The sequence below is a fragment of the Alcanivorax sp. genome, assembly GCF_002726155.1.
Lineage (GTDB): Bacteria > Pseudomonadota > Gammaproteobacteria > Pseudomonadales > Alcanivoracaceae > Alcanivorax.
This window is the reverse complement of record NZ_PBSH01000008.1, coordinates 18,437-41,167: the sequence shown is the minus strand read 5'-3', so window position 1 is coordinate 41,167 and position 22,731 is coordinate 18,437. Positions and strand designations below refer to the sequence as shown.

Below are 22,731 nucleotides of genomic sequence, written 5' to 3'. Positions count from 1 at the left end.
ACAAGGTGTTCAAGAAGAGGGCAGGGGCGGGGCGCCCGGACGACGGCCAATCGGGCGGGCGGGGTTGCCGGCAACGATGGTCCAGGCCGGCACATCACGGGTGACCACCGCACCCATGCCCACCACGGCATGGTCCCCCAGGGTAACGCCATCAACGATACCCGCACGGGCACCAATCCAGACGTCACAGCCAATGCGAATCCCCCGGGAGCTCACTGGCTGTTCGCGCACCCGCCGGTCCGCATCCATGCCATGATTGAAAGCAAAGAGGGTGCAATACGCGGCGATGCGGGTGTCATCACCAATGTCGATACCCGCCGCGCCCCCTTCCAGACTCACATGGTGGTTGAGGCTGACACCCTGACCCAGCCGAACAGGGCCGTGAATGACGCAATCAGCAGCGATTTGGCAGCCATCTCCCACGATAATATCGCGGCCCGGCTCGGCGAACAGAGCGGCCTGGGGCGCCACAAAGCAGTTTTCACCAAGGTGCACTGTCTCCAACGCCATCAACCGTTGCTGGATCCCCTGTTGCCAGGGTTCCGCCCAGGCCCGGTGCTTCGGCTTCAATCGCCCATACAGCCAGGGCATGTAGGCAAGGCGTTGTTTGTGCTGTTCGCGATAATCGTCGTCGGTCATAAAAGCAGGAGCGAGTTGAAAGTTTAAAGTTGAAAAGCGCGAGTCAGGTCATTGGGCCCTGAAAGCCCGTGCCCGCGCAACCGCTGATACCCTAATCGCGATGAGAATCGTTTTATCGACGATAAGGCCTTGTCCGCGTTTAAACTTTGAACTTTAAACTTTCCACTCAATGAAGTGTTTAGCCGCCCCCGCCCATGCAGTAGCATGCCCGCCAACAACAAGGAGAACACCGTGAAGAAACTACTTCCTCTTGCTCTTGGCCTGGCGCTGGCAGGCTGTCAGAACATGGAATCGGCCATGCCCTGGATCAACATGGGTAATCAGATGGCCAAGAATGCCGGTTACAACACCGATGAAAAGCTGGCCGCCGGTATTAAGGAAGCCCTGATCAAGGGAACGGATGTGGCCGCCAACCAGCTGTCACAGGAAGGAGCCATGAACCTGAAGCTCCCCAAGGCTGCGGACCCGGTGACTGATACGTTGCGTAAATTTGGCCTTGGCAGTTACGTGGATCAGTTGGAAACGGCCATGAACCGCGGGGCAGAAAAGGCGGTGGCCTCCGGCGCACCGGTCTTCAAGAACGCCATCAATGCCATGAGTGTGGATGATGCCCTAGGGATCATTCAGGGGGGCGATACAGCAGCGACCCAGTATTTCCGCGGGGAGACCGAGAACAGCCTGCGCCAGCGCTTCCAGCCGATTGTGGAAGACAACCTGCGCAAGACCGGTTTCTACGACCAGTATCAGACATTGCTTGGCGCCTACAATAAGTTACCGCTTACTAACAAGCCCAATCTGGACCTGGAAAGTTACGTCATCGACAACAGCATGGACGCGCTTTATACGCGCATCGGCCAGCAGGAAACCCTGATTCGCCAGAACCCCATGCAGCAGGGTAGTGCGCTGATCGGTGCGGTGTTCGGTTCAGGCCAGGGCGGGTAAAACAAGGTTTTCGGCAGGAGCGTAGCGCAGCGGAGCAACGACCGAAGGTCGGCCCATAGGGTGAGCGTAGCGAATAACGTCGCTGGCGGCGCGATCACGGCAGTATCGAGTTGCGAGCAGCGAGTTTCGAAAGTCAAAACCCGAAAGCCGGGACAGCCAGGTTTTCGCTTCTCGTGACTCGTACCTTAGGGAACCTCTGAAAAACTCCTTGCGTGCTCAGTCTTTCAGGCTGGTTCGCAATCTAGGCGCGCTTTTGAAGGTGTATGTCCATCCATCGAAAAAGCGCAACAACGAGTGCGGGCCAGTCTGGAAGACCCGAAGGGCGTGGCCTGAAGCGTGCAAGGAGTTTTTCAGAGGTTCCTTAGTTATCGCTACGCCACCTCCGCCAGGGTGAGCTGGGCGAAACGGGCAAGGATGGCGCTGGCATCGTGGCATTCACGCACCTCCTGCAGATGCGTATCCACTTGCTGCTGGCTCAGGCTTTCGCCACTCAGGGCCTGCAGGTAGGCGCGCATCACATCGGCACTGAATTCCGGGTGGAACTGCACCCCCCACGCCCGCTCGCCATAGCGGAAGGCCTGACAGGCATCATGCACGTTACTGGCAAGCACGGTGCAGCCCGGCGGCGAAGTAAGCACTGACTGTTTATGCACCACTTGCGCCCACGGATGACCCACCATGGCGCCCAGCAAGGGATCCTGATGCCCCGCCGGGGTGAGCCGTAACGGCACCGTGCCCACTTCCATGCCCAGTGGATTATCCGCAACCTCACCGCCCAGAGCCTGGGCCAGCAACTGGTGGCCAAAACACACGCCCAGCACCGGTAACTGCGGGGTGCTGTGTAGCGCGGCAAACAGCCAGTGCGCCAGCTGCCGCATCCACGGCTGTGCCTCGGTCACCATGGCATGGGAGCCAGTAATCACCACCCCCGCCAGCGATGCCGGAGCAGGCAGCGGACGCTCATCGGTGGCATCCACCTTGATGACCGGCGATGACAGGCCCAGTCCCTGGGCAATCCAGTCATCGAAATCACCGTAATGCTCGCGAATTTGCGGGTAGGTGTGTCCGGTTTGAATAATGGCTATCGGCTTATGATTGTTCATAACACTCTCCTTGTGAGAACAACCTCAGCAAGGGGTGTACCAACTTTTTACCCTGGGCCGCAGGAGCGTCGCTGGCGGCGCTCCTGCGGTGGCGATGTCAGGCCAACTGCCGGTGCCGCGGGCAGCTGATCAGGTGGTCGTTGACCATGCCGGTGGCCTGCATGAAGGCATACACAATGGTGGGGCCGACAAATTTGAAGCCGCGTTTTTTTAGGGCCTTGCTCATGGCCTCGGCCACCGGGGTGGTGGCCGGCACCTCCTTGAGGCTGCGGAAGTGGTTGATCTGCGGGCTGCCGTCGACAAAATCCCAGAGGAAATCACTCAAGGTCAGACCCTCATCACGCAGGGTCAGGTACGCATGGGCGTTACCGATGGTCGCCGCCACTTTCAGGCGGTTGCGGATAATCCCCGGGTCGGCCAGTAACGCGGCCACCTTGGCCTCGTCATAACGCGCCACCTTCTCGGCATCGAAGCCATCGAACACCTGCCGGTAATGCTCCCGTTTACGCAGCACGGTAATCCAGCTCAATCCGGCCTGGGCCCCCTCCAGATTCAGGCACTCGAACAGGCTGCGGTCGTCATGGTCGGGTACACCCCACTCGTGGTCGTGGTAGTGCTGATAGAGCGGATCATCCCCGCACCAGGGGCAACGGTCGTTCATGATGGTGTTTTCTCCTCGACGGTGGACTGTGGGTCGGTACACCGCGCGTCCATGGCGGCTTCATAATCGGCCAGGGTGTGGCCGGGCAGATGCGGATAACGGTCGCTCAGGGTCTGCAGAATCACGATACGGTCCACCCGGAAATGGCGAAACGCTTTGCGCAATTCACACCAGCCCACCAGCGTCCAGCAGTGGCCCCAGAAATACAGCCCCAGCGGCCAGATGACCCGCTTGCTGAACTGCTCCTGAACGTCACGATAATGCACTCGCACCTTGCTGCGTTCGCGAATGGCCCGCTGTAGCGGATCCAGCAACGCCCCGAGCATGCGCCGTTCCGGCAAGGCCGGGGCCGACACCGGCGAGGCCAGCGCACGCAGGTGGCTGGGCACAGCCATGGCCAGCTTTTCCTGCACCGCACGCAGCGCCTCGGCCTGGCGCTGACCGGCCCAGCCCTGGGCCATGGACAGGCCGGTCAGCAAGGCCTGCCATTCTTCCACGCTGAACATCAACGGCGGCAGCTGATAGCCTTCCAGCAGGGCGTAACCTTTACCCGCCTGGGAATACAACGGCACGCCACTGGCCGACAAATGGTCCACATCCCGGTATATGGTCCGTTCGGACACCTGCAGCCGTTCGGCCAGCGCCTGGGCAGTGGTCCACTGGCTGGCCCCAATAACCTGCACGATCTGAAACAGGCGCTCTGCTCGACGCATTATTCTTCCCTGTAGTGAACCTGACTGGGCGTTTATCTTCCGCCGTTCCCGATCCGCATTCTAGCGCCAGTCTACTGACACCGTGTTGTCAGTATCCTGCCGGGGCCGCCACCGGTATCACCGACCGGGCCGGGCCGGTATACTTGGCGCCTTTCGCGGCAATCCCTCGCGATAAATTGTCACCATCGGGTACCGGAATACTTTTACCGAATAACAGGATTCACCATGGCGGAACAACCGCAAACGGATATTTTGACTTTTCAGGGCCTGATTCTGGCTCTGCAACAATACTGGGCGGAGCAGGGCTGTGTCGTTGTGCAGCCGCTGGATATGGAAGTGGGCGCGGGCACTTTTCACCCCTCCACCTTCCTGCGCGCCATCGGCCCGGAAAACTGGAACAGTGCCTATGTGCAGCCGTCCCGTCGACCCACCGACGGCCGCTACGGGGAAAACCCCAACCGGCTGCAGCACTATTACCAGTTCCAGGTGGTATTGAAGCCATCGCCGGACAATATCCAGGAGCTGTATCTGGGGTCGCTGCGTATGCTCGGCTTTGATCCGCTGGTCCACGATATCCGTTTCGTGGAAGACAACTGGGAATCGCCCACGCTGGGCGCCTGGGGTCTGGGCTGGGAAGTGTGGCTCAACGGCATGGAAGTTACCCAGTTTACCTACTTCCAGCAGGTGGGCGGCATCGACTGCTATCCAGTCACCGGGGAAATCACCTACGGCCTGGAGCGCCTGGCCATGTACATCCAGGGCGTGGATTCGGTGTACGACCTGGTGTGGTCCGACGGCCCCTTCGGTAAAGTCACCTACGGTGACGTGTTCCTGCAAAACGAAGTGGAAATGTCCACCTTCAACTTTGAACACGCCAACGTGGACGAGCTGTTCAAGCAGTTCGATTTGTTCGAGGGCGAGTCCACCAAACTGATCGACGCCGGCCTCCCGCTGCCGGCCTATGAATATGTCCTGAAGGCCTCCCACACCTTCAACCTGCTGGATGCGCGCAAGGCCATTTCGGTCACCGAACGCCAACGCTTTATTTTGCGTGTGCGCACCCTGGCCCGGGCCGTGGCCCAGGCCTATTTCGACAAGCGCCGTTCGCTGGGCTTCCCCATGGCGGATGACACCATTCGCGACGAAGTGATGGCAGAGCTGCAAAAGCAGGATGACAAGGCCGCTAAAAAAGGCGCCGCCGAGAAAGGCGATAGAAAGAAGGGGAAGCAATAATGTCCCGGGATTTGCTGATTGAACTGGGCACCGAAGAGCTGCCCCCGAAAGCGCTGGCATCACTGAGTGCCGCGCTCACCGACGAATTTGTTCGCCAACTGGATGAGGCCGGCCTCAACCACGGTAACGTGGAACGCTTTGCCGCCCCTCGCCGTCTGGCCTTGCTGGTGCGTGATCTGGACGAGAAACAGGCCGATCGCGATATCGAGCGCCAGGGCCCCGCCGTGCAGGCCGCCTTCGACAGCGACGGCAACCCCACCAAGGCCGCCCAGGGTTTTGCCGCTTCACTGGGCCTGACCGTGGACCAGCTGGGTCGTCAGGACACCGGCAAGGGCGAACGCCTGGTGGCACAGATCACCGAGAAGGGCAAAAACGCCGCCGAACTGATCCCCGCCTTTTTCACCCAGGCTATCCAGAAACTGCCCATTCCCAAGCGTATGCGCTGGGGCAAGCGCAAGGTCCAGTTTGTGCGTCCCGCCCACTGGCTGGTGGCACTGTTCGGGGACGAGGTGATTCCCTTCGAATTGCTGGATCTGCAATCCGGCCGCACCAGCTATGGCCACCGCTTCCATGCACCGGGCGCTATCGACCTGGCGACCGCTGGCGAGTATGCCCAGCGCATAGAACAAGACGGCCACGTCCTCGCTGACTTTGATCGCCGTAAAGCCATGATCGAAGAACAGACCCTGGCGGCTGGTAAAAAGGCAGGCGGTGTGGCCCAGATCGATCCGGACCTGCTCAACGAAGTCACCGCTCTGGTGGAATGGCCCGAAGCGCTAATGGGCAGCTTCGATGACGACTTCCTGCGCGTTCCCCAGGAAGCCCTGATCAGCGCCATGGAAGAACACCAGAAATACTTCTCGGTGCTGGATGCTGACGGCAAGCTGATGCCCCGCTTTATTACCATCAGTAATATCCAGTCCAAAGACCCCCAACAGGTGATCCACGGCAACGAAAAAGTGATTCGCCCGCGCCTGGCCGATGCCGCTTTCTTCTACGACAACGATTGCAAGCGCACCCTGGCCCAGCACGCCGAAGGGCTGGCCAATGTGGTATTCCAGCAACAGCTGGGTACCGTGGCCGACAAGTGCCAGCGCATCGGCAGTCTGGCCGCCGTGATTGCCGGGCAAATCGGTGGTAACGCAGACAACGCCAAGCTGGCCGGCGAACTGAGCAAGGCCGACCTGAACAGCGAAATGGTCGGCGAGTTCGACACCATGCAGGGCATCATGGGTTTCTACCTTGCCCAGCGCGAAGGCCAGCCAGACGAGGTCGCCAAGGCCCTGTATGAGCAATACCTGCCACGCTTTGCCGGCGATACCTTGCCGCAGAGCAAAACCGGCATGGCGGTGTCCCTGGCCGACAAGATCGACACCCTGGTGGGCATTTTCGGTATCGGCCAGAAACCCAGTGGCACCAAAGACCCGTACGCGCTGCGTCGCGCAACCCTCGGCGTGCTGCGCATCATTATTGAAAATGAACTGGCCCTGGATCTGCGTGAACTGCTGGACCAGGCCGCCGCACAACTGGGCGAACGCATTGATGCCGGCCAGGTGGAAGACGCCTTCGACTTTATCAAGGGTCGCTACCGCGCCATCTATCAGGAGCAGGGCATTGCCACCCCGGTGATCCTGTCGGTGCTGGCCATCGACGATGCCTGCAGAAAGCCTCTGGATTTTGATCGCCGGGTGAAAGCCGTGGCGGCTTTCCAGCAGCGCGAGGAAGCCCAGGCACTGGCCGCCGCCAACAAGCGAGTGTCCAACATCCTGGCCAAGCTGGACAGCGCACCGCCAGAGGAAATCGATGGCGCCTTGCTGGAAGATGAGGCCGAAAAGACCCTAACCAATATGGTGGTTGGCGCCTTTGAGCAGTCCTACGAACTACTGGAAGCCGGCGACTACGCCAGCGTCCTGGAAATGCTCGCAGATCTGCGCGAACCGGTGGATGCCTTCTTCGAGACGGTAATGGTAATGGCCGACGATGAAGCGGTGCGCAACAACCGGCTGGCGCTGCTGGCGTTCCTGCGTGACCTGTTCCTGAACGTGGCGGACATCAGTCTGTTGCAGGAATAAGAGACGCAGTACGCCCGGCGCATCATGCAACACGCTAAATCAAAGGCCGCTAAATCAGCGGCCTTTGTGTATATCGCGGTAGGAGCGGCGCTCCGGCGGTAAAGAGAGAAGACAAGCCCCATGAACAAACTCATCATTCTGGATCGCGACGGGGTCATCAACGAGGACTCCGATGCCTACATCAAGACCGTGGACGAATGGATTCCCATCCCCGGCAGCATCGAGGCCATCGCCCGTTTGAGCCAGGCGGGTTATACCGTCACTGTGGCCACCAACCAGTCCGGTATTGGCCGTGGCTATTATGATGTGGCCACCCTGGATGCCATGCACGCGCGCCTGCGTGAGTTGGTGGCGGAGCAGGGCGGTGCGCTGGGCAAGATCGTCTATTGCCCCCACGGACCCGATGACGGCTGTGATTGTCGCAAGCCGCTGCCAGGCCTGATCGACCAGATTGTTACCGAGTATGGCGATGTCACCGGTGCGCCCCTGATTGGTGATAGCCTTAGGGATCTTGAAGCGGGAGTCGCTCGCCATTGCGCACCGGTACTGGTGCGAACCGGCAAAGGGAACAAGACTCTGGAAAAAGGTCTGCCTGAATCCCTGGGCCCGGTTGCCATTTACGACTCACTGGCTGACTTTGCAGATCACATCTTGAAGGAATAGGCATGACACAGCACGCGCCACCGTCGCTGTCGATCAAGGTCCGCAGCGCGTTGTTTTTTGTGCTGTATAACCTTGCCGGTATTTTCCACAGTTTCCTCTGTGTCCTGGTTGGCCCCTTCCTGCCGCTGCGCGCCCGCCACCGGTTTATTAACCTGTGGACCCGTTTTGCCATGTGGCTGGACCACCGCCTCAACCGCATCACCGTGAACGTGGAAGGAAGGGAATACCTGACGGATGCCCCCTATGTCATTCTTGCCAACCACCAAAGCAGCTGGGAAACCTTTTACCTGCAGGTGCTGATCAGCCCGCAAGCCACGGTGCTGAAACGGGAACTGCTGTGGATCCCTTTCTTTGGCTGGGGGTTGGCACTGCTTAATCCCATTCGTATTAACCGCAGCGATGGCAAGGCCGCGTTAAAATCGGTGCTGTCCCAGGGTAAGCAGCGCCTCAAGCGTGGACTGCGGGTGGTAATTTTCCCGGAAGGCTCCCGACAAGCCCCAGGTACCCATGGCAAGTTCAACCACGGTGGCAGCATGCTGGCCACGCAGGCCGGGGTGCCTGTCATCGCCTTGACCCATAACAGTGGTGATTGCTGGCCCCGCAAAACCTGGGTGCGTTACCCCGGCACCATCACACTGCGTATCAGCCCTCCCATCGACACGCACAATAAAAAAGCCAAACAAGTCAGCGCTGAAGCCCAACAGTGGATTATGGAGCATTACCCCGGTTAACAGCCGGTGCGTGTTATTCACAAAAATGGCAGGAAGGCGGTGATTTTATAATCACCGCGGTGGAAATATTATTCCGAACCTCCGTATTTTTTTATTTTCCGCTCGGCGTTCAAGTCTCTATATTGCCAATGCCCATTAAAATAATTACAGTCTTTGCCGTTATTCAATGACCTAAAACAAGGGCACCTTAATGAGCATCAATCTTGACGAACTGTCTGTCGACGAGCTGGAAAAACTGATCAAACAGGCAGAGTCTGCGCTCGACAAAAAGCGTAAGGCCGAATTGAAAAATGCCCAGGCAGTACTGGAAAAAATGGCCAAGGATCTGGGTGTTGATCCCCAGGACCTGCTTAAAAATGCTGCCGACAAGAAGAAAACCACACGCAAAAAAGCCGCCAAGAAAAAAACCGGCGTTCGCCGTCCGGCCAAAGTAAAGTTCCGCGACCCGAACAACAGCAGCAACACCTGGACCGGCCGCGGAAAACGCCCGCTGTGGTTGCAGGATGCCCTGAGCAAAGGCGCCAATCTGGACGATTTTTTGGTGTAATCAAGAGACGCTACACGCTACAGGCACCACGAAAAAGCGAACCCGAAGGTTCGCTTTTTTTATGCGTGTTGCTTGCCGCATGAAGCATGCAGCGTCTCTTTAAACATCCAGGTTGGATACCTGAAGTGCATTGGACTCGATGAACTGGCGGCGTGGATCCACGTCGTCGCCCATCAGGCAGGTAAAGATCTGGTCTGCCGCGATGGCATCCTCGATGGTTACCTGCAGCATACGGCGGCTTTCCGGGTCCATGGTGGTTTCCCACAGCTGATCCGCGTTCATCTCACCCAGCCCCTTATAACGCTGGAAACTGGTGCCACGACGCGCCTGCACCATCAGCCAGTCCAGTGCTTCGGCAAAGTGGCGAATAGGCCGCTGCGACTCACCACGCTGGATATAGGCATCCTCTGCCAGCAGGCCTTCCAGGGTTTCCCCCAAAGCCTTGATCTTCTGGTAGTCCGGGGACTGCAGAAAATCCAGAGTTACACGGTATTCGCGGGGTACACCGTGAGCGAGCACTTGCACACGTGGCAGATACAGGCCCCGCTCTTCATCACGCTGAGCGGTAATGGTAAACGCCTGAGTCGCATCGGTGATGGCATCCACACGCTTGCCCAAGGTCTCGCACCACTGCGCCATTACCGTTTCATCTTTCAGAGAGGCTTCACTGAGTGACGGCATGTAGATCATCTGCTCCAGCACTTCTTCCGGGAATACCCGGGACTGACGATCAACAATTTTCATCACACTACGGTACTCGGTAATCAGGTTAGCCAACGGTTCACCACTGATCGGCGGCGCACCATCCCCCGGGTACAGGCCAGTTTTATCCAACGCCAGCGTAGTGAGGTATTCCTCCATGGCCGGGTCGTCTTTCAAGTAGGTTTCCTGCTTGCCTTTTTTCACCTTGTAGAGAGGCGGCTGAGCGATGTAGATATAGCCCCGCTCAATCAGCTCAGGAAGCTGACGGAAGAAGAAGGTGAGCAGCAGGGTGCGGATGTGCGAACCATCCACGTCCGCATCCGTCATGATAATGATGCGGTGATAGCGCAATTTGTCGATATTGTATTCGTCACGACCAATGCCGCAGCCCAGCGCGGTGATCAGGGTGCCCACTTCCTGGGAGGAAAGCATCTTGTCGAAGCGCGCCTTCTCCACATTCAGGATCTTACCCTTGAGTGGCAGAATCGCCTGATTCTTGCGGTCACGGCCCTGCTTCGCAGAGCCCCCCGCAGAGTCACCCTCCACAATATAGAGTTCGGAGAGTGCCGGGTCTTTTTGCTGGCAATCCGCCAGCTTGCCGGGCAGACCAGCGATATCCAGCGCCCCTTTGCGGCGAGTCATTTCGCGGGCTTTACGGGCGGCATCACGGGCACGGGCCGCATCGATAATTTTTTGCACAATGCTGCGGGCTTCGGTGGGGTTTTCCAGCAAGTAATCCTGGAACAAGTCACCCATGGTCTGTTCCACCGCGCTCTTCACCTCGGAGGAGACCAGCTTGTCCTTGGTCTGGCTGGAAAACTTGGGATCAGGCACTTTCACGGAGATGACCGCCGTCAGGCCTTCCCGGGCATCATCCCCGGACGGGTTGGCTTTTTCCTTCTTGAGGAAGCCTTCCTTATCCATATAGCTGTTCAGGGTACGGGTCAGTGCGGCGCGGAAGCCCGCCAGGTGCGTACCGCCATCGCGCTGGGGAATATTGTTGGTAAAGCAGAAAATGCTTTCCTGATAGGAATCATTCCACTGCATGGCCACTTCCACCGCAATGCCATCCTCTTCGCGCTCGTAGTTGAAGTGGAAGACCTGGTTGAGGGCGGTTTTGTTGGTATTCAGGTAGCTGACAAAGGCACTCAAACCGCCCTCATACTCGAACACATCCTCATCGCCGCTGCGCTCATCCATCAGGTGGATACGCACCCCGGAGTTCAGAAAGCTCAGCTCACGCAGCCGCTTGGCGAGGATATCGTAGTGGAATTTGATATTGCTGAAGGTTTCCGGGGAAGGGCGGAAATGCACAGCGGTACCACTGGAATCCGTCGTCCCCACGACCTCCAGGGGGTTCGCCGGCACACCGTGGTGATAAATCTGCTCGTGAACCTGACCATTACGGCGAATCGTCAGCTTCAATTCTTCCGACAGGGCGTTAACCACAGACACGCCCACACCGTGCAGGCCGCCGGACACCTTGTAGGTGTTATCGTCGAACTTACCGCCGGCGTGCAGCACCGTCATGATCACTTCGGCAGCGCTTACACCTTCCTCTTCGTGCAGCTCGGTAGGAATACCACGGCCATTATCCTGGATGGACATGGACTCGTCCGGGTGGATAACCACCTTGATTTCGGAGCAGAACCCGGCAAGTGCTTCATCGATGGAGTTATCCACGACCTCAAACACCATATGGTGCAGGCCCGTGCCATCATCTGTATCACCGATATACATGCCGGGACGTTTACGTACGGCATCCAATCCTTTCAGCACCTTGATGCTGGATGAATCGTAATTTTTCTCCGCCATGGTATTTCCTTATTTGCTCTCGGTGAGGGGTCGCAGCTTGCCATGTTCCACGTGGAACATTTTGCTCTCAACCGCCTGTAATGCGTTATTGTCATTCACGATGGCAGCCCACTGGGGCATGTCCAACGCTGTAATCAATGTCTGGTGGCCTGTTGTGGCCAGATAACCCAGCAACTGATTGCGGTGCTCTTCATCCAGCTCTGCCGCCAGATCATCCACCAGCAGGGTACAGACCTTTCCGGCTTGGCTAATTAACGGTAGCTGGGCCAGCACCATGCCATAGGCCACCAATTTGGCCTGACCACGAGATAAACGATCGCGGGCCACAACGCCGTGACTCTCAATACGAATATCACTGCGATGGAATCCAGCCTGGCTAAAACCTCGCCTGAGATCATCTTGCTGCAGTCGATCCAGCGCCTGACCATAGGACTCATCTTTCTGCAGCCCTGTATTCAGCCTGAGCCGTATTTTCAGCTCAGGAGCCAGTACCGCCAGGACCTCGTCCAAACCACGCTGTAGCGCAGCCAGATAGCCTCTGCGTAACCCTTCGATTCTATCAGAAGTCTGCGCCAGTTGCTGATCCCAAAAGCCCAGTTCCCGGGGGGACGGACGACCGGTGCGCAGCAGGGCATTACGCTGCTTCAAAGCGGCCGACCCCGCGCGCCACACAGGCATGAATTGATGTTCCACGTGGAACATTCCCCAATCCATAAAGCGACGCCGCAGTTGCGAGGAGCCGAACACCAGCTCCACAGACGTAGGGTGTAGCGCCAACACCGGCAGCAGCGAAGCCACCTCACTCAACGCTTTAGGGGTCTGACCATCCAGCTTGATGGCATCGATACCACCCGGGGTTCGACGCACCCCAAGCCGGTGCAATTCTTCAGCGGCAGAAACCTCAGCGTACAGCGTGGCTGCTTCCGCACCATCGCGCACCAGGCGCGACAAACGACCGCCCCGAAACGAACGGCCACCGCTGCCAATAAAGTAAATTGCTTCAAGAAGACTGGTCTTGCCGCTGCCATTATCCCCCAGGATCACATTCAGCGACGGGGACAACTCCACCTCTGCGGTGCCGTAATTACGGAAATCGCTCAATTGAAGGCGGCTAAGCATCAGGAGGACAACAACAAAGAAACAGGGGAGGGGAGAACAACGACGGGGCGGCCGTGGCGGCCACCCCGGTAAGACACATCATGCTCAGAGGCGCATCGGCATAACCACATACACGGCTGCCTTACTCTCAGGGTCAAACACCAGGGCACTGCTATTGCTGTCACCCATTTCCAGCTCTGCCTGAGTGCCACCCATGGTGTTCAGCACATCCAGCAGGTAGCTCACGTTAAAGCCGATTTCCAGCGGTGAGCCATTGAAATCCACGGACACCTCTTCCTCCGCTTCTTCCTGCTCCGGGTTGTTTGCCACAATCCGCAAGCTGCCTTCAGACAGCTGCACCCGCACGCCGCGGTACTTTTCGTTGGAAAGAATCGCCACCCTGGCCAGCGCCTGGCGCAAGGTTTCGCGGTCTGCGACCACTTTGCGCGAGCCTTCCTTGGGGATCACCCGGTCGTACTCCGGGAACTTGCCATCCACCAGCTTGGACGTGAAGGTGATGGCCCCCACCACGATGCGGACGTGATTACGGCCAATGGTCAGGCGAGCTGCCTCACCGCTGTCACCCAGAATACGCGACAGTTCCATCACCCCTTTACGCGGCAAGATCACGGAGGCTTCTTCCACCGGCGCGTCCAGCTCGGCATCACACAGCGCCAGGCGGTGACCATCGGTGGCCACGGCGCGCAGACGACCCGGCTTGAGCTCAAACAGCATACCGTTCAGGTAATAACGCACATCCTGCTGTGCCATGGAAAAGGCGGTGCGATCGATCAAGCCCCGTAGCACATCCGGCTTCATTTCCAGGCTACTGCCTGCGGCATCTTCTTCCAGGTTGGGGAATTCCGAGGCCGGCAGAGTGGACAGGGTAAAACGGCTGCGGCCGGAGCGGACCAGCATGCGCTCGCCATCCACTTCGAAACGGATATCGGCCTCTGCCGGCAGACTCTTGGCAATATCCACCAGCTTGCGGGCAGGCACAGTGGTTTCGCCCGGCTCCTGCTCACCTTCCAGCGGCAAACGCGCCACCAGTTCCAGCTCCAGGTCTGTCCCGGTCATGGAAAGCTGGCCGTCGCCCACCTCCAGCAAGACGTTGGACAGCACCGGCAGTGTCTGTCGCTTTTCCACCACGGCGGCGACCTGCTGTAGCGGCTTGAGCAGTTGTTCTCTATTGATTGAGAATTTCATTGCGCTTTCCCGTTCTGGTTATTGGGTTTGCTCGCCACAGAGCCACCCCGATTAGGACGTCAATGTCCGTAACAGATTCTGATAATCTTCTTCGATTTCCGGATTGGATTCCCGCAGCTCCAGCACCTTGCGACAGGCGTGCAACACGGTGGTGTGATCCCGGCCACCAAAATTCTCACCGATCTCCGGCAGGCTGTGGCTCGTCAGCTCTTTCGACAGAGCCATGGCAACCTGGCGGGGCCGCGCCACCGAGCGTGTCCGCCGGGGCGACAGCAAGTCGTTGATCTTGATTTTGTAGTACTCGGCCACGATGCGCTGGATATTATCGATGCTGATTTGTCGCGCCTGCAGTGCGATCAGATCTTTGAGCGCTTCCTTGATCAGGCCGATATCAATCTGTGCCCCGGTAAAGCGCACATGGGCGATCACCCGGCGCAACGCGCCTTCCAGCTCCCGTACATTAGAACGGATTCGCTGGGCAATAAAGAAGGCCGCGTCGTTGGGCAGATCCACCTTGGCCTCTTCCGCCTTCTTTTTCAGGATTGCCACCCGGGTTTCCAGCTCCGGCGGCTCCATGGGCTGGGACAACCCCCAACCAAACCGGCTCTTCAGGCGCTCTTCCAGCCCATCCACCTCTTTGGGAAACTTGTCACAGGTGAGGATGATCTGCTGACCATTTTCCAGCAACGCGTTAAAGGTATGGAAGAACTCTTCCTGGGACTGCTCCTTACCTGCAAAGAATTGAATATCATCAATCAGCAACGCATCCACCGAACGATAGAATCGCTTGAACTCGTTGATGGTCTTGTTGCGTAGCGCGGAAATCATATCCGCCACAAAACGCTCACTGTGCAGGTAGACCACCTTGGCATTGGGGTTGCGCCGCAACAACTCATTGCCCACCGCATGCATAAGGTGAGTCTTACCCAGGCCAACCCCCCCGTATAAAAGCAACGGGTTATAACCGTGGCTGGCCGGGTTTTCCGCAACCTGCTGGGCAGCAGCAGCCGCCATACGGTTGGACTTGCCCTCGACAAAGGTGGAAAAGGTAAAGCCGGTATTGAGATTGCTGCGATGCTTGCGGGCGCCGCCCAGCGCCGTGGGCTGCGGCCGGCTATCCGATTCAGGCTGACGGGGCGCAGGAGCCACCGCAGGCGTGGTTATCGGGCCACTGCTGACCGCTGGGGTAGAGCCATTGAAAGACGCCGCTACGGGCGTGCTGGCACGGGTAGAGCCCACCTCCAGGCGCAACTGCGGCAGTGGGCCTGATTGCATCTCGCCCAACACCTCGCCGATTCGGTCCAGGTATTTGTCACGGACCCAATCCACCACAAAACGGTTGGGGGCAAACAGGGTCAGCTCCGCACCATCCGCAGATGCAGCCACCTGAAGCGGCCGGATCCACATGTTGAACTGCTGCGACGGCAACTCATCCTCGAGTCGCGTCAGACAGCGTTGCCAGAGCTCTTCAGACACACACCCGCCTTTATTTCCTTGATGAATTGCTCGTGGTGATCGCGGTGAAACCGTTCATGCACAACCGCCGTCGAGCCAGCCATTCTACCCCTACAGAAGCCCACCTATCCACAGGCGACTGGGCTTTTTTTAATGGCAACTTTCTGTGGATAACTAGGCCTATAACCCTGTTGACCGGCACCAGTACAACCCGGTGGATAACCTGAGGCACAACTTATACCCACATTTAATGACAGCTCATCCCCACACAACCCCCAGCACTTACACACAGTGATACGCAAGTTATCATTACGCCAACCGATTGAAATAAATACAGTTTTCAGGCTTACCCACAAAAATCGCCTCCCCTTATAACTACTACTACAATCAATAAATACTTAAATATATAAAATCTATTAACAGTCTTTTCTTTTCTTCTTTCGAGCAGGCTGAAAAGCGCGTTGACACAACCCCTCCGGTTCCCTAGACTTGCCGCCCTTCTAATCGCTGTCTAATCCATGGGGAAGACGCCATGAAACGTACATTCCAGCCAAGCGTGCTCAAGCGCAAACGTGCTCACGGTTTCCGTGCTCGTATGGCCACGAAAAATGGCCGCAAGATTTTGGCCGCTCGTCGTGCCAAGGGCCGTAAGCGGTTGGCTGCATAAGCCAACCGTTTTACCTTGCCTTCCTGGCTGAGGTAACAGTGCCCATCTCACAGGCCTTTACCCGCCAACACCGCCTCCTTACCGGTTCCCAGTATCAGACCGTCTTTGATCAACCTGAATGGAAGGTTGGCTTGGGCAGTTACTTACTTCTGGTAACACGCAATACCCAACCGCAACCCCGACTGGGCCTGGTGATTGGCCGTAAACGCGCCAAACGCGCCGTAGACCGTGCCAGAATCAAGCGGCGGGTACGCGAACAGTTCCGCTGCCGACAGCAAGAACTGGCGGGTCTGGACATGATTCTGCTGGTCAGGGGGCGAATCGAGAACCCGGATCCGGATCAGGTTACCCGCGATATCACCCGGCTATTTGACAAGCTGCTTGCTAAGTGCCGGCAAGCTTGAGAAACTGCGGCCCGTTTTTCACGCCACAGATAAGCCTCCTATGGAAATCCAGCGCGCCCTAGTTATTACCGGTATTGCCGTTGTCTCTTACCTGATGATTCAGGCTTGGCAGCGGGATCACGCAGACTCGGCAACCCCTGTCCCTGTTGAACAGGTGGCAGAGCAAGGGAGCCCTTCATCCGCAGACAGTGCGGATTTGCCTGCGCCGCAACCGGAAACCGAGAACAGCATCCCAGCCGCCCAGGCTGACGGTGATCAGCCTGTCGCTCCCCTAATCGAGACTCCGGATACCGCAACTTCCTCCCAACGTATTGAGGTCAGCACCGATGTGCTGAGGGTGGAAATCAACCCGGTCGGTGGTGATATCGTTCGATTGGCATTGCCCGATTACCCCAAGCATATCGATACCCCTGACCAGCCCTTTGTGTTCATGGACCAGAACAACAGTGGCACCTACGTGGCCCAGAGTGGCCTGGTGGGCAAGAACGGCACCGATTCCAGCAAAGGTCGCCCGCACTGGAGCAGTGCCCAGCAGAGTTACCAGCTTGCGGAGGGCAGCAACGAGCTGAATGTGGATCTGACCCTGACCCAGGACAATGGCGCCGAAATCATCAAGCGCTATACCTTCGAGAAAGGCAGCTACCTGGTTCGTGTCAGCCATATCGTCCGCAATAACGGCAGCAGCCCCTGGACCGGTGCCCTGTATGGCCAGATCAAGCGCGATGGTAGCGATGACCCCGGGTTATCCACCACCGGCTTCGCGCCCATGCCCACCTATCTTGGGGCTGCGTACTGGAACCCGGAGAAGCCTTACAACAAGCTCACGTTTGATGACATGAGCGAAGACGGGGTGAAGCTGGACCAGACGGTGGAAGGCGGCTGGCTTGCCATGGTCCAGCATTACTTTGTATCTGCCTGGATTCCCGACGCCAAACAGAAAAACCATTACTCCAGCGTGTACCTGCAATCACGCGACCAGTATCTGCTCCGGTTCGTTTCCCCGAATACCACAGTGCAGCCGGGTGAAGAATCGGTGTTGTATGCCGAGTTCTATGCCGGTCCCAAGCAGCAGGACAACCTGGAAGCCATCAGCCCGGGCCTGAACATGACCGTGGACTACGGCTGGTTGTGGTTTATCTCCCAGCCCATCTTTGCCTTGCTGGTGTTCCTGCAGAGCGGGGAAGTGTCTGTCTTCGGTATGGATATCGACATCGGTGGCGGTGTGGGCAACTGGGGTGTAGCAATCATCCTGCTGACCTTCATCATTAAGGCGATCTTCTTCAAGCTCAGCGCCACCAGCTACCGTTCCATGGCCAAGATGCGCAAGGTTGCGCCGGAAATGCAGCGCATCAAGGAGCAGAACAAGAACGACAAGCAGAAGCAGCAGATGGAAACCATGAATCTGTTCAAGCGGGAAAAGATCAACCCGCTGGGCGGCTGCTTGCCCATGCTGGTACAGATGCCGGTGTTTATCGCCCTGTACTATGTGTTGCTGGAGTCCGTTGAGCTGCGCCAGGCGCCGTTCTTCCTGTGGATCAACGACCTGTCCGTGATGGACCCGTACTTTGTGCTGCCAATCCTGATGGGCGCGTCCATGTTCCTGCAGACCCGCCTGAACCCGACACCGGCAGACCCGACCCAGGCGCAGGTGATGAAGTGGATGCCGATGATCTTTGCGGTGTTCATGCTGTGGTTCCCGGCCGGCCTGGTACTGTACTGGCTGACCAACAACATCCTGTCCATTGCCCAGCAGTGGATTATTACCCGCAAGATCGAGAATGAGGCCTGACGCACCACGCTGGCCGCCAGACAGAAATGAAGCCGATCGATAGATCGGCTTTTTTCTTTTCTGCCCGGCGTATGGCGTGAGGCGCAAGGCGCTCTCTATAATCTTCTTATGCAGACCTCTTCCCCGGATACCATTGTCGCCATTGCCACCGCTCCCGGCCGGGGGGGCGTCGGTGTGGTGCGCCTTTCAGGTCCGCAGGCCCTGAGCATTGGGTCTCTCATTGTTGGTGAGCAATCACTATCACCCAGGGTGTCGCACTTTCGGCGTTTTCGTGATCAGGCTGGGGAGATTCTCGACGAAGGCCTGGTCATCACGTTTCCGGCCCCGCATTCCTTTACCGGAGAAGATGTGGTGGAACTCCAGGGTCACGGCGGCCCGGTGATTCTGGACATGCTGGTAGCCGCCTGCATCGCCGCCGGTGCGCGTCAGGCCCGCGCCGGAGAATTCTCCCAGCGGGCCTTCCTCAACGACAAGATGGATCTGACCCAGGCGGAAGCCATCGCCGATTTGATTGATGCCGGCACCAGCGCATCCGCCCGTGCGGCCCTGCATTCCCTGCAGGGGGTGTTTTCCGATGAAGTGAATCAGCTGGTCGAAGCGCTGATTGGGCTGCGGATCTATGTGGAAGCGGCCATCGACTTTCCGGAAGAGGAAATTGATTTCCTGTCCGACGGCAAGGTGGCCAGCGACCTGACGGCGGTACGACGTCAGTGCCTGCGCGTGCTGGATGAAGCCAACCAGGGCCGATTGGTGCGCGAAGGTATGACCCTGGTGATCGCCGGCAAACCCAATGCCGGCAAGTCATCCCTGATGAATGCCCTGGCTGGCTTTGATGCGGCTATCGTTACCGATATTGCTGGCACCACCCGGGACGTGCTGCGCGAATCCATTCAGCTGGACGGCATGCCCCTGAATCTGATCGACACCGCCGGTCTGCGTGACAGTGCTGACGTGGTGGAACAGGAAGGGATTCGGCGTGCCTACGCTGAAATGCGCAAGGCCGATCGTTTGCTGGTGATGGTGGATTCCCGCGATAGCGAGGGGGATATCAATGATATCCACAGCCTGCTCCCGCAAAGCCAGCAGCAGCTGGAAAACCTGGAACTGCCCGTCACGGTGGTGCTGAATAAGGCAGACCTGTCCGGGCTGCCGGCCGGTCAGCGTGAAGACGGCGCCTTTGTGATTTCAGCGGCCAGCGGTGATGGGCTGGAGGCGTTGCGCCGTCATCTGAAAGACGCCGCCGGCTACCAGGGCGAAGGGCAGAGTCGCTTTTCCGCTCGCCGTCGTCATATTACTGCGCTGGAGCAGGCGTTGGCGGCCCTGGACAGCGGTGAGCGACAGTTGCATGGCCATGCGGCTGGCGAGCTGCTGGCCGAAGACCTGCGCGCCGCCCAGAAAGCCCTGGAAGAAATCACCGGCGCCTTTACGGCTGATGATCTTTTGGGGCGAATCTTCTCCTCGTTCTGCATTGGCAAATAAGTGGTCCAATCCTCCCTGTAGCGTCGCTTGCGGTGCGATGTCAGTGCTCCCCAACTCCTGACCTGCGCCGCGTTATTCCCGAAGGGCATGCGCCCGTCACCCCAATCCTCCCCTCCAAAAACGGCAACCCGGCGTAGCACCAGCCAGGCTGAAATCTGCCGTTTGCATTCAGCTAACACATTACGTTTTCAGTTATTGTTCGGTGATTTTTAAGATATTGATATAAAAGGGGTTTGTTGGTTTTTTACTTCGCTGATTGGCCGGAATATTTGATTTATGACTTTTTCGCCCATTTGCCATCGACAGGAAAAAGCCATTTAAAACAGTGGTCTGAAAGTTTGTATACAAAAAATTGCTATGTGGTCATTGTTTGATCAATACGCTCGCGCCACTTTGTGTAAAACCATAGCAACCATCTGTGAATACGTTTTGGCAGATAGGAAATAAGAATAACGAAAAAGTATACGGGAGAGCGCGTGATGCGAATGGCACATCATCGCAAGCGTATTGTATGCAACGCAGTGCATTCAGTTCTGTTCGGGTGGCTGGCCTGCCTGCCCTTGCCGGGTATGGCGGCGCTTGAACAGATGGATGAGGCGGCCATGTCCAATGTCAGTGGCGCCGGGCTTGCCTTTGTCTGGGAGGACTTTCGCTGGCTCACCAAGCCAACCAGCTATTTCGAGCAGGTGGGTTCCGGTACAGACCCGGAGAGCACCTTCCAGCGTGGCGACCTGCGCTGGTACGGCATTAATGTGTCGGCCAAAGGCGCTGGTACCACCTGGACTGAAACCGGAAGCAGCATGGATGCTTGCGCAAACCAGGGGTATGGCGGCCTGGGATGTCCGCGTGGTGGCACCATTTCGCATTTTGCGGCCCACGATAATCCCTATGTCCTGCGGGTCATGGATTATTCAGGAAACGGCAGTGGCGCCAATCAAATAGGCAATGGCGTTGTTACCTGGGGCGGAGACACATCGACCAGCAAGACCGTCCTGGAATTGTTGGCTCCCACCTCTCAGGAGGACTACCGCTTTTCTTTCTGGGGAGAGATTGAGGCAGGCAAAGGTGGCCCGGCTGCTGATTACGGTCTTTTGAAAACCCAAACGATTATTCAAGGCAGTGCGGCGGGCAGTGTCCTGCAATTTTTCCAGTCTACGGAAGCGGGCAATCCGAATTTTGCTTTTCTCTATAAAAGCCATCTGCAAGGTGACTTTCGGTTCAGTGCCAATCAGGTAAACGGCAAGGATTCAGACACACTGGGAACACCGGTTCAGTTCGATGCTTTTGAGGGGATGCATTTTCGGAACGTGGATGCCTTTTTGCCGCTGGGTCACCTTTTTTATCAGGCATTCACGATTGATGTTCCAAAAGATGCAAGTGGTAACGATATTACCAACGGTAATTTCGTTCTGGCCCTCAACGAAATACCCGATAACCCCGCTGTTTATCGCCGTCATTACAGCCTGGCCGTGGCTGATTCGATTCATGCCGGTTATCAGACAGCTCGTGCTGCGTTACTCGCCAATACCTATGGTGCAACGCCTTCGGTCACAGTGCCCGATAATTATTTCCAGACCCATGGCTATTCACGCTGGGGTGACTGGTTCCCGTGTCAGGGAGTGGGATGTCCTGCGGTACCGACCAGCATGACAGTCACGGATGGGACAGGGGCGATCATTGCTCAACGAAATACCTTTAACGACACCAGTGACGGCATTTTTTTCAGCAAGTGCAGTGGATGTACTGACTTCGATGCCTTTGCTTACACCATGACGGCTGTGGATGTCAGAGCCGGGCAAAGCCAATACAACTGCCCCGGGGGAACGGAGTGCTCCGGTGATGGTTACAACCCGCGTGGAACAGGAAGCCGCTTTTACAAGCAAAATGACAGCTGCACACCATCCGGTGGCACAGGGCTGAATTGTGGATATGGCGGTGGATACAGCATCTCCGCAGGCAGCGCGTACACCAACACCAGCAAAGTCAATCCACAGGCCTTTTTCGATGCAGCCTCTGTAGGCACACAAACATTACCGGTAATACGAACGGGGGTAGCCAACCTGGGAGATTCGAGAGCAGAAGGCTTGCTGATAAACAGTTTCAAATTCACCAGCCTCGGTGCCCAGTACTAGGAGGGGCCATGAAAAAAACTCTACTTTTCCTCCTGGTCCTGAATGTCCCCGCCACTGCTTTTAGCGCGGAGCAAATGGCATTGCTCAATGATGAAGAGTTATCCGGTGTATCGGCCAGGCAGGGGATCGCTCTGAATTTTGAAATGCTTATCAATGCGACGCTGAATGCATCGGGAGAGGTGGTACCGGATAACTGCCCAACCTCAGCCTTGGTGGCTGCCGGCACACCGGATTGTCGATTCGCGCTCCAGTTCAATGGCATCGACGATGCCTGGCTGGTGGTAAAGGAATACTACGGGGTTTTTAAACTCAAAGAGGTCCACGTTGATGGTGTGCGAACTCAGGACAGCGTGTCCGGGTACTGCGATGCAGCATGCCAGGAGCGATTTGGGATGGGGTTTGACCCTGATGATCGCCCGGCAATCCAGTTGAGCTATGACCACTCCGATCTGGGCAGTAACACTGCCTTCTATAACGATGCAGAAATATTCCTGAATGCCGGCAAAGTGGCCGCAGAGTTCAATCAGAGCGACCCCGGTGGAAATATCATCGTGCCAGGTTACCTGAGAAATGAAACACCGGGTTCAGCGATCGGTTTGAGAATGGCGGATGGCGTTAATGGATCCGGTGGGCCTGCGCAACTGCGTTTTGACGGCAACATGATGATGTACGGGTACTAG

At 57.4% G+C, this 22,731-nt stretch carries 20 protein-coding genes; 12 read left to right on the top strand and 8 right to left on the bottom strand.

Annotated features, from left to right (window positions below):
- Nucleotides 1–9: 9 nt before the first annotated feature.
- Nucleotides 10–639: an acyltransferase gene (locus CL546_RS02730; protein ID WP_290492901.1), complete on the bottom strand. Its 630-nt coding sequence runs from the start codon at nt 637–639 to the stop codon at nt 10–12.
- A gap of 231 nt (nt 640–870) precedes the next feature.
- Here CL546_RS02730 and CL546_RS02725 point away from each other — a divergent pair, with 231 nt between their 5' ends.
- Nucleotides 871–1,581: a DUF4197 domain-containing protein gene (locus CL546_RS02725; RefSeq protein WP_290492900.1), complete on the top strand. Its 711-nt coding sequence runs from the start codon at nt 871–873 to the stop codon at nt 1,579–1,581.
- Nucleotides 1,582–1,952: 371 nt separating this feature from the next.
- On the opposite strand, the gene CL546_RS02720 is transcribed toward CL546_RS02725, so the two are convergent.
- From CL546_RS02720 to CL546_RS02710, 3 genes are all read right to left on the bottom strand, one after another.
- Entirely contained in the window at nt 1,953–2,684 is a 732-nt protein-coding gene (locus CL546_RS02720; protein ID WP_290492899.1) for a glutamine amidotransferase, read from the bottom strand.
- A 97-nt stretch (nt 2,685–2,781) separates the two neighbouring features.
- Nucleotides 2,782–3,345, bottom strand: coding sequence for a DNA-3-methyladenine glycosylase I (locus CL546_RS02715; RefSeq protein WP_290492898.1), 564 nt, complete (start codon nt 3,343–3,345; stop codon nt 2,782–2,784).
- Nucleotides 3,342–4,058 carry a helix-turn-helix transcriptional regulator gene (locus CL546_RS02710; RefSeq protein WP_290492897.1) on the bottom strand — a complete coding sequence of 239 codons (717 nt, stop codon included), beginning with the start codon at nt 4,056–4,058 and terminating at the stop codon, nt 3,342–3,344. Before CL546_RS02710 ends, CL546_RS02715 begins: the two co-directional genes overlap by 4 nt.
- Nucleotides 4,059–4,283: 225 nt before the next feature.
- Between CL546_RS02710 and glyQ the strand changes: the two genes are divergently transcribed.
- The 5 genes from glyQ to CL546_RS02685 all read left to right on the top strand — a co-directional run bounded on the left by glyQ (nt 4,284) and on the right by CL546_RS02685 (nt 9,304).
- Nucleotides 4,284–5,291: a glycine--tRNA ligase subunit alpha gene (glyQ, locus tag CL546_RS02705; protein WP_290492896.1), complete on the top strand. Its 1,008-nt coding sequence runs from the start codon at nt 4,284–4,286 to the stop codon at nt 5,289–5,291.
- On the top strand, nt 5,291–7,363 hold the full coding sequence (gene glyS / locus CL546_RS02700) for a glycine--tRNA ligase subunit beta (RefSeq protein WP_290492895.1): 2,073 nt from the start codon (nt 5,291–5,293) through the stop codon (nt 7,361–7,363). Before glyQ ends, glyS begins: the two co-directional genes overlap by 1 nt.
- Before the next feature lie 120 nt (nt 7,364–7,483).
- On the top strand, nt 7,484–8,026 hold the full coding sequence (gene gmhB, locus CL546_RS02695) for a D-glycero-beta-D-manno-heptose 1,7-bisphosphate 7-phosphatase (protein WP_290492894.1): 543 nt from the start codon (nt 7,484–7,486) through the stop codon (nt 8,024–8,026).
- Between the two features lie 2 nt (nt 8,027–8,028).
- Nucleotides 8,029–8,757 carry a lysophospholipid acyltransferase family protein gene (locus CL546_RS02690; protein WP_290492893.1) on the top strand — a complete coding sequence of 243 codons (729 nt, stop codon included), beginning with the start codon at nt 8,029–8,031 and terminating at the stop codon, nt 8,755–8,757.
- Nucleotides 8,758–8,947: 190 nt separating this feature from the next.
- The gene (locus tag CL546_RS02685) at nt 8,948–9,304 is read left to right on the top strand and encodes an H-NS histone family protein (protein ID WP_007150019.1); all 357 of its coding nucleotides are present in this window, start codon (nt 8,948–8,950) and stop codon (nt 9,302–9,304) included.
- A 99-nt stretch (nt 9,305–9,403) separates the two neighbouring features.
- On the opposite strand, the gene gyrB is transcribed toward CL546_RS02685, so the two are convergent.
- The 4 genes from gyrB to dnaA form a co-directional block, all read right to left on the bottom strand.
- On the bottom strand, nt 9,404–11,821 hold the full coding sequence (gyrB, locus tag CL546_RS02680) for a DNA topoisomerase (ATP-hydrolyzing) subunit B (RefSeq protein WP_290492892.1): 2,418 nt from the start codon (nt 11,819–11,821) through the stop codon (nt 9,404–9,406).
- 9 nt (nt 11,822–11,830) lie between these two features.
- Nucleotides 11,831–12,940, bottom strand: a complete 1,110-nt coding sequence (gene recF, locus CL546_RS02675; protein ID WP_290492891.1) for a DNA replication/repair protein RecF — start codon at nt 12,938–12,940, stop codon at nt 11,831–11,833.
- Nucleotides 12,941–13,024: 84 nt separating this feature from the next.
- Entirely contained in the window at nt 13,025–14,125 is a 1,101-nt protein-coding gene (gene dnaN / locus CL546_RS02670; protein ID WP_155131214.1) for a DNA polymerase III subunit beta, read from the bottom strand.
- Nucleotides 14,126–14,176: 51 nt separating this feature from the next.
- Complete coding sequence (dnaA, locus tag CL546_RS02665) at nt 14,177–15,601, bottom strand: chromosomal replication initiator protein DnaA (protein WP_290492890.1); 1,425 nt, start codon at nt 15,599–15,601, stop codon at nt 14,177–14,179.
- Between the two features lie 511 nt (nt 15,602–16,112).
- Here dnaA and rpmH point away from each other — a divergent pair.
- From rpmH to CL546_RS02635, 6 genes are all read left to right on the top strand, one after another.
- The gene (gene rpmH, locus CL546_RS02660; RefSeq protein ID WP_011590025.1) at nt 16,113–16,247 is read left to right on the top strand and encodes a 50S ribosomal protein L34; all 135 of its coding nucleotides are present in this window, start codon (nt 16,113–16,115) and stop codon (nt 16,245–16,247) included.
- A 38-nt stretch (nt 16,248–16,285) separates the two neighbouring features.
- Nucleotides 16,286–16,651, top strand: a complete 366-nt coding sequence (rnpA, locus tag CL546_RS02655) for a ribonuclease P protein component (RefSeq protein WP_290492889.1) — start codon at nt 16,286–16,288, stop codon at nt 16,649–16,651.
- Between the two features lie 40 nt (nt 16,652–16,691).
- Entirely contained in the window at nt 16,692–18,440 is a 1,749-nt protein-coding gene (gene yidC / locus CL546_RS02650; RefSeq protein WP_290492888.1) for a membrane protein insertase YidC, read from the top strand.
- Nucleotides 18,441–18,548: 108 nt separating this feature from the next.
- On the top strand, nt 18,549–19,919 hold the full coding sequence (gene mnmE / locus CL546_RS02645; protein WP_290492887.1) for a tRNA uridine-5-carboxymethylaminomethyl(34) synthesis GTPase MnmE: 1,371 nt from the start codon (nt 18,549–18,551) through the stop codon (nt 19,917–19,919).
- A 485-nt stretch (nt 19,920–20,404) separates the two neighbouring features.
- Nucleotides 20,405–22,051, top strand: a complete 1,647-nt coding sequence (locus CL546_RS02640) for a hypothetical protein (RefSeq protein ID WP_290492886.1) — start codon at nt 20,405–20,407, stop codon at nt 22,049–22,051.
- Between the two features lie 8 nt (nt 22,052–22,059).
- Nucleotides 22,060–22,731, top strand: a complete 672-nt coding sequence (locus CL546_RS02635; RefSeq protein WP_290492885.1) for a hypothetical protein — start codon at nt 22,060–22,062, stop codon at nt 22,729–22,731.

Coding starts and splice junctions, on each gene's coding strand:
- CL546_RS02730 (WP_290492901.1), bottom strand. CDS start 639: ATGACCGACGACGATTATCGCGAACAGCACAAACAACGCCTTGCCTAC.
- CL546_RS02720 (WP_290492899.1), bottom strand. CDS start 2,684: ATGAACAATCATAAGCCGATAGCCATTATTCAAACCGGACACACCTAC.
- CL546_RS02715 (WP_290492898.1), bottom strand. CDS start 3,345: ATGAACGACCGTTGCCCCTGGTGCGGGGATGATCCGCTCTATCAGCAC.
- CL546_RS02710 (WP_290492897.1), bottom strand. CDS start 4,058: ATGCGTCGAGCAGAGCGCCTGTTTCAGATCGTGCAGGTTATTGGGGCC.
- glyQ (WP_290492896.1), top strand. CDS start 4,284: ATGGCGGAACAACCGCAAACGGATATTTTGACTTTTCAGGGCCTGATT.
- glyS (WP_290492895.1), top strand. CDS start 5,291: ATGTCCCGGGATTTGCTGATTGAACTGGGCACCGAAGAGCTGCCCCCG.
- gmhB (WP_290492894.1), top strand. CDS start 7,484: ATGAACAAACTCATCATTCTGGATCGCGACGGGGTCATCAACGAGGAC.
- CL546_RS02690 (WP_290492893.1), top strand. CDS start 8,029: ATGACACAGCACGCGCCACCGTCGCTGTCGATCAAGGTCCGCAGCGCG.
- CL546_RS02685 (WP_007150019.1), top strand. CDS start 8,948: ATGAGCATCAATCTTGACGAACTGTCTGTCGACGAGCTGGAAAAACTG.
- gyrB (WP_290492892.1), bottom strand. CDS start 11,821: ATGGCGGAGAAAAATTACGATTCATCCAGCATCAAGGTGCTGAAAGGA.
- recF (WP_290492891.1), bottom strand. CDS start 12,940: ATGCTTAGCCGCCTTCAATTGAGCGATTTCCGTAATTACGGCACCGCA.
- dnaN (WP_155131214.1), bottom strand. CDS start 14,125: ATGAAATTCTCAATCAATAGAGAACAACTGCTCAAGCCGCTACAGCAG.
- rpmH (WP_011590025.1), top strand. CDS start 16,113: ATGAAACGTACATTCCAGCCAAGCGTGCTCAAGCGCAAACGTGCTCAC.
- yidC (WP_290492888.1), top strand. CDS start 16,692: ATGGAAATCCAGCGCGCCCTAGTTATTACCGGTATTGCCGTTGTCTCT.
- mnmE (WP_290492887.1), top strand. CDS start 18,549: ATGCAGACCTCTTCCCCGGATACCATTGTCGCCATTGCCACCGCTCCC.
- CL546_RS02640 (WP_290492886.1), top strand. CDS start 20,405: ATGGCACATCATCGCAAGCGTATTGTATGCAACGCAGTGCATTCAGTT.
- CL546_RS02635 (WP_290492885.1), top strand. CDS start 22,060: ATGAAAAAAACTCTACTTTTCCTCCTGGTCCTGAATGTCCCCGCCACT.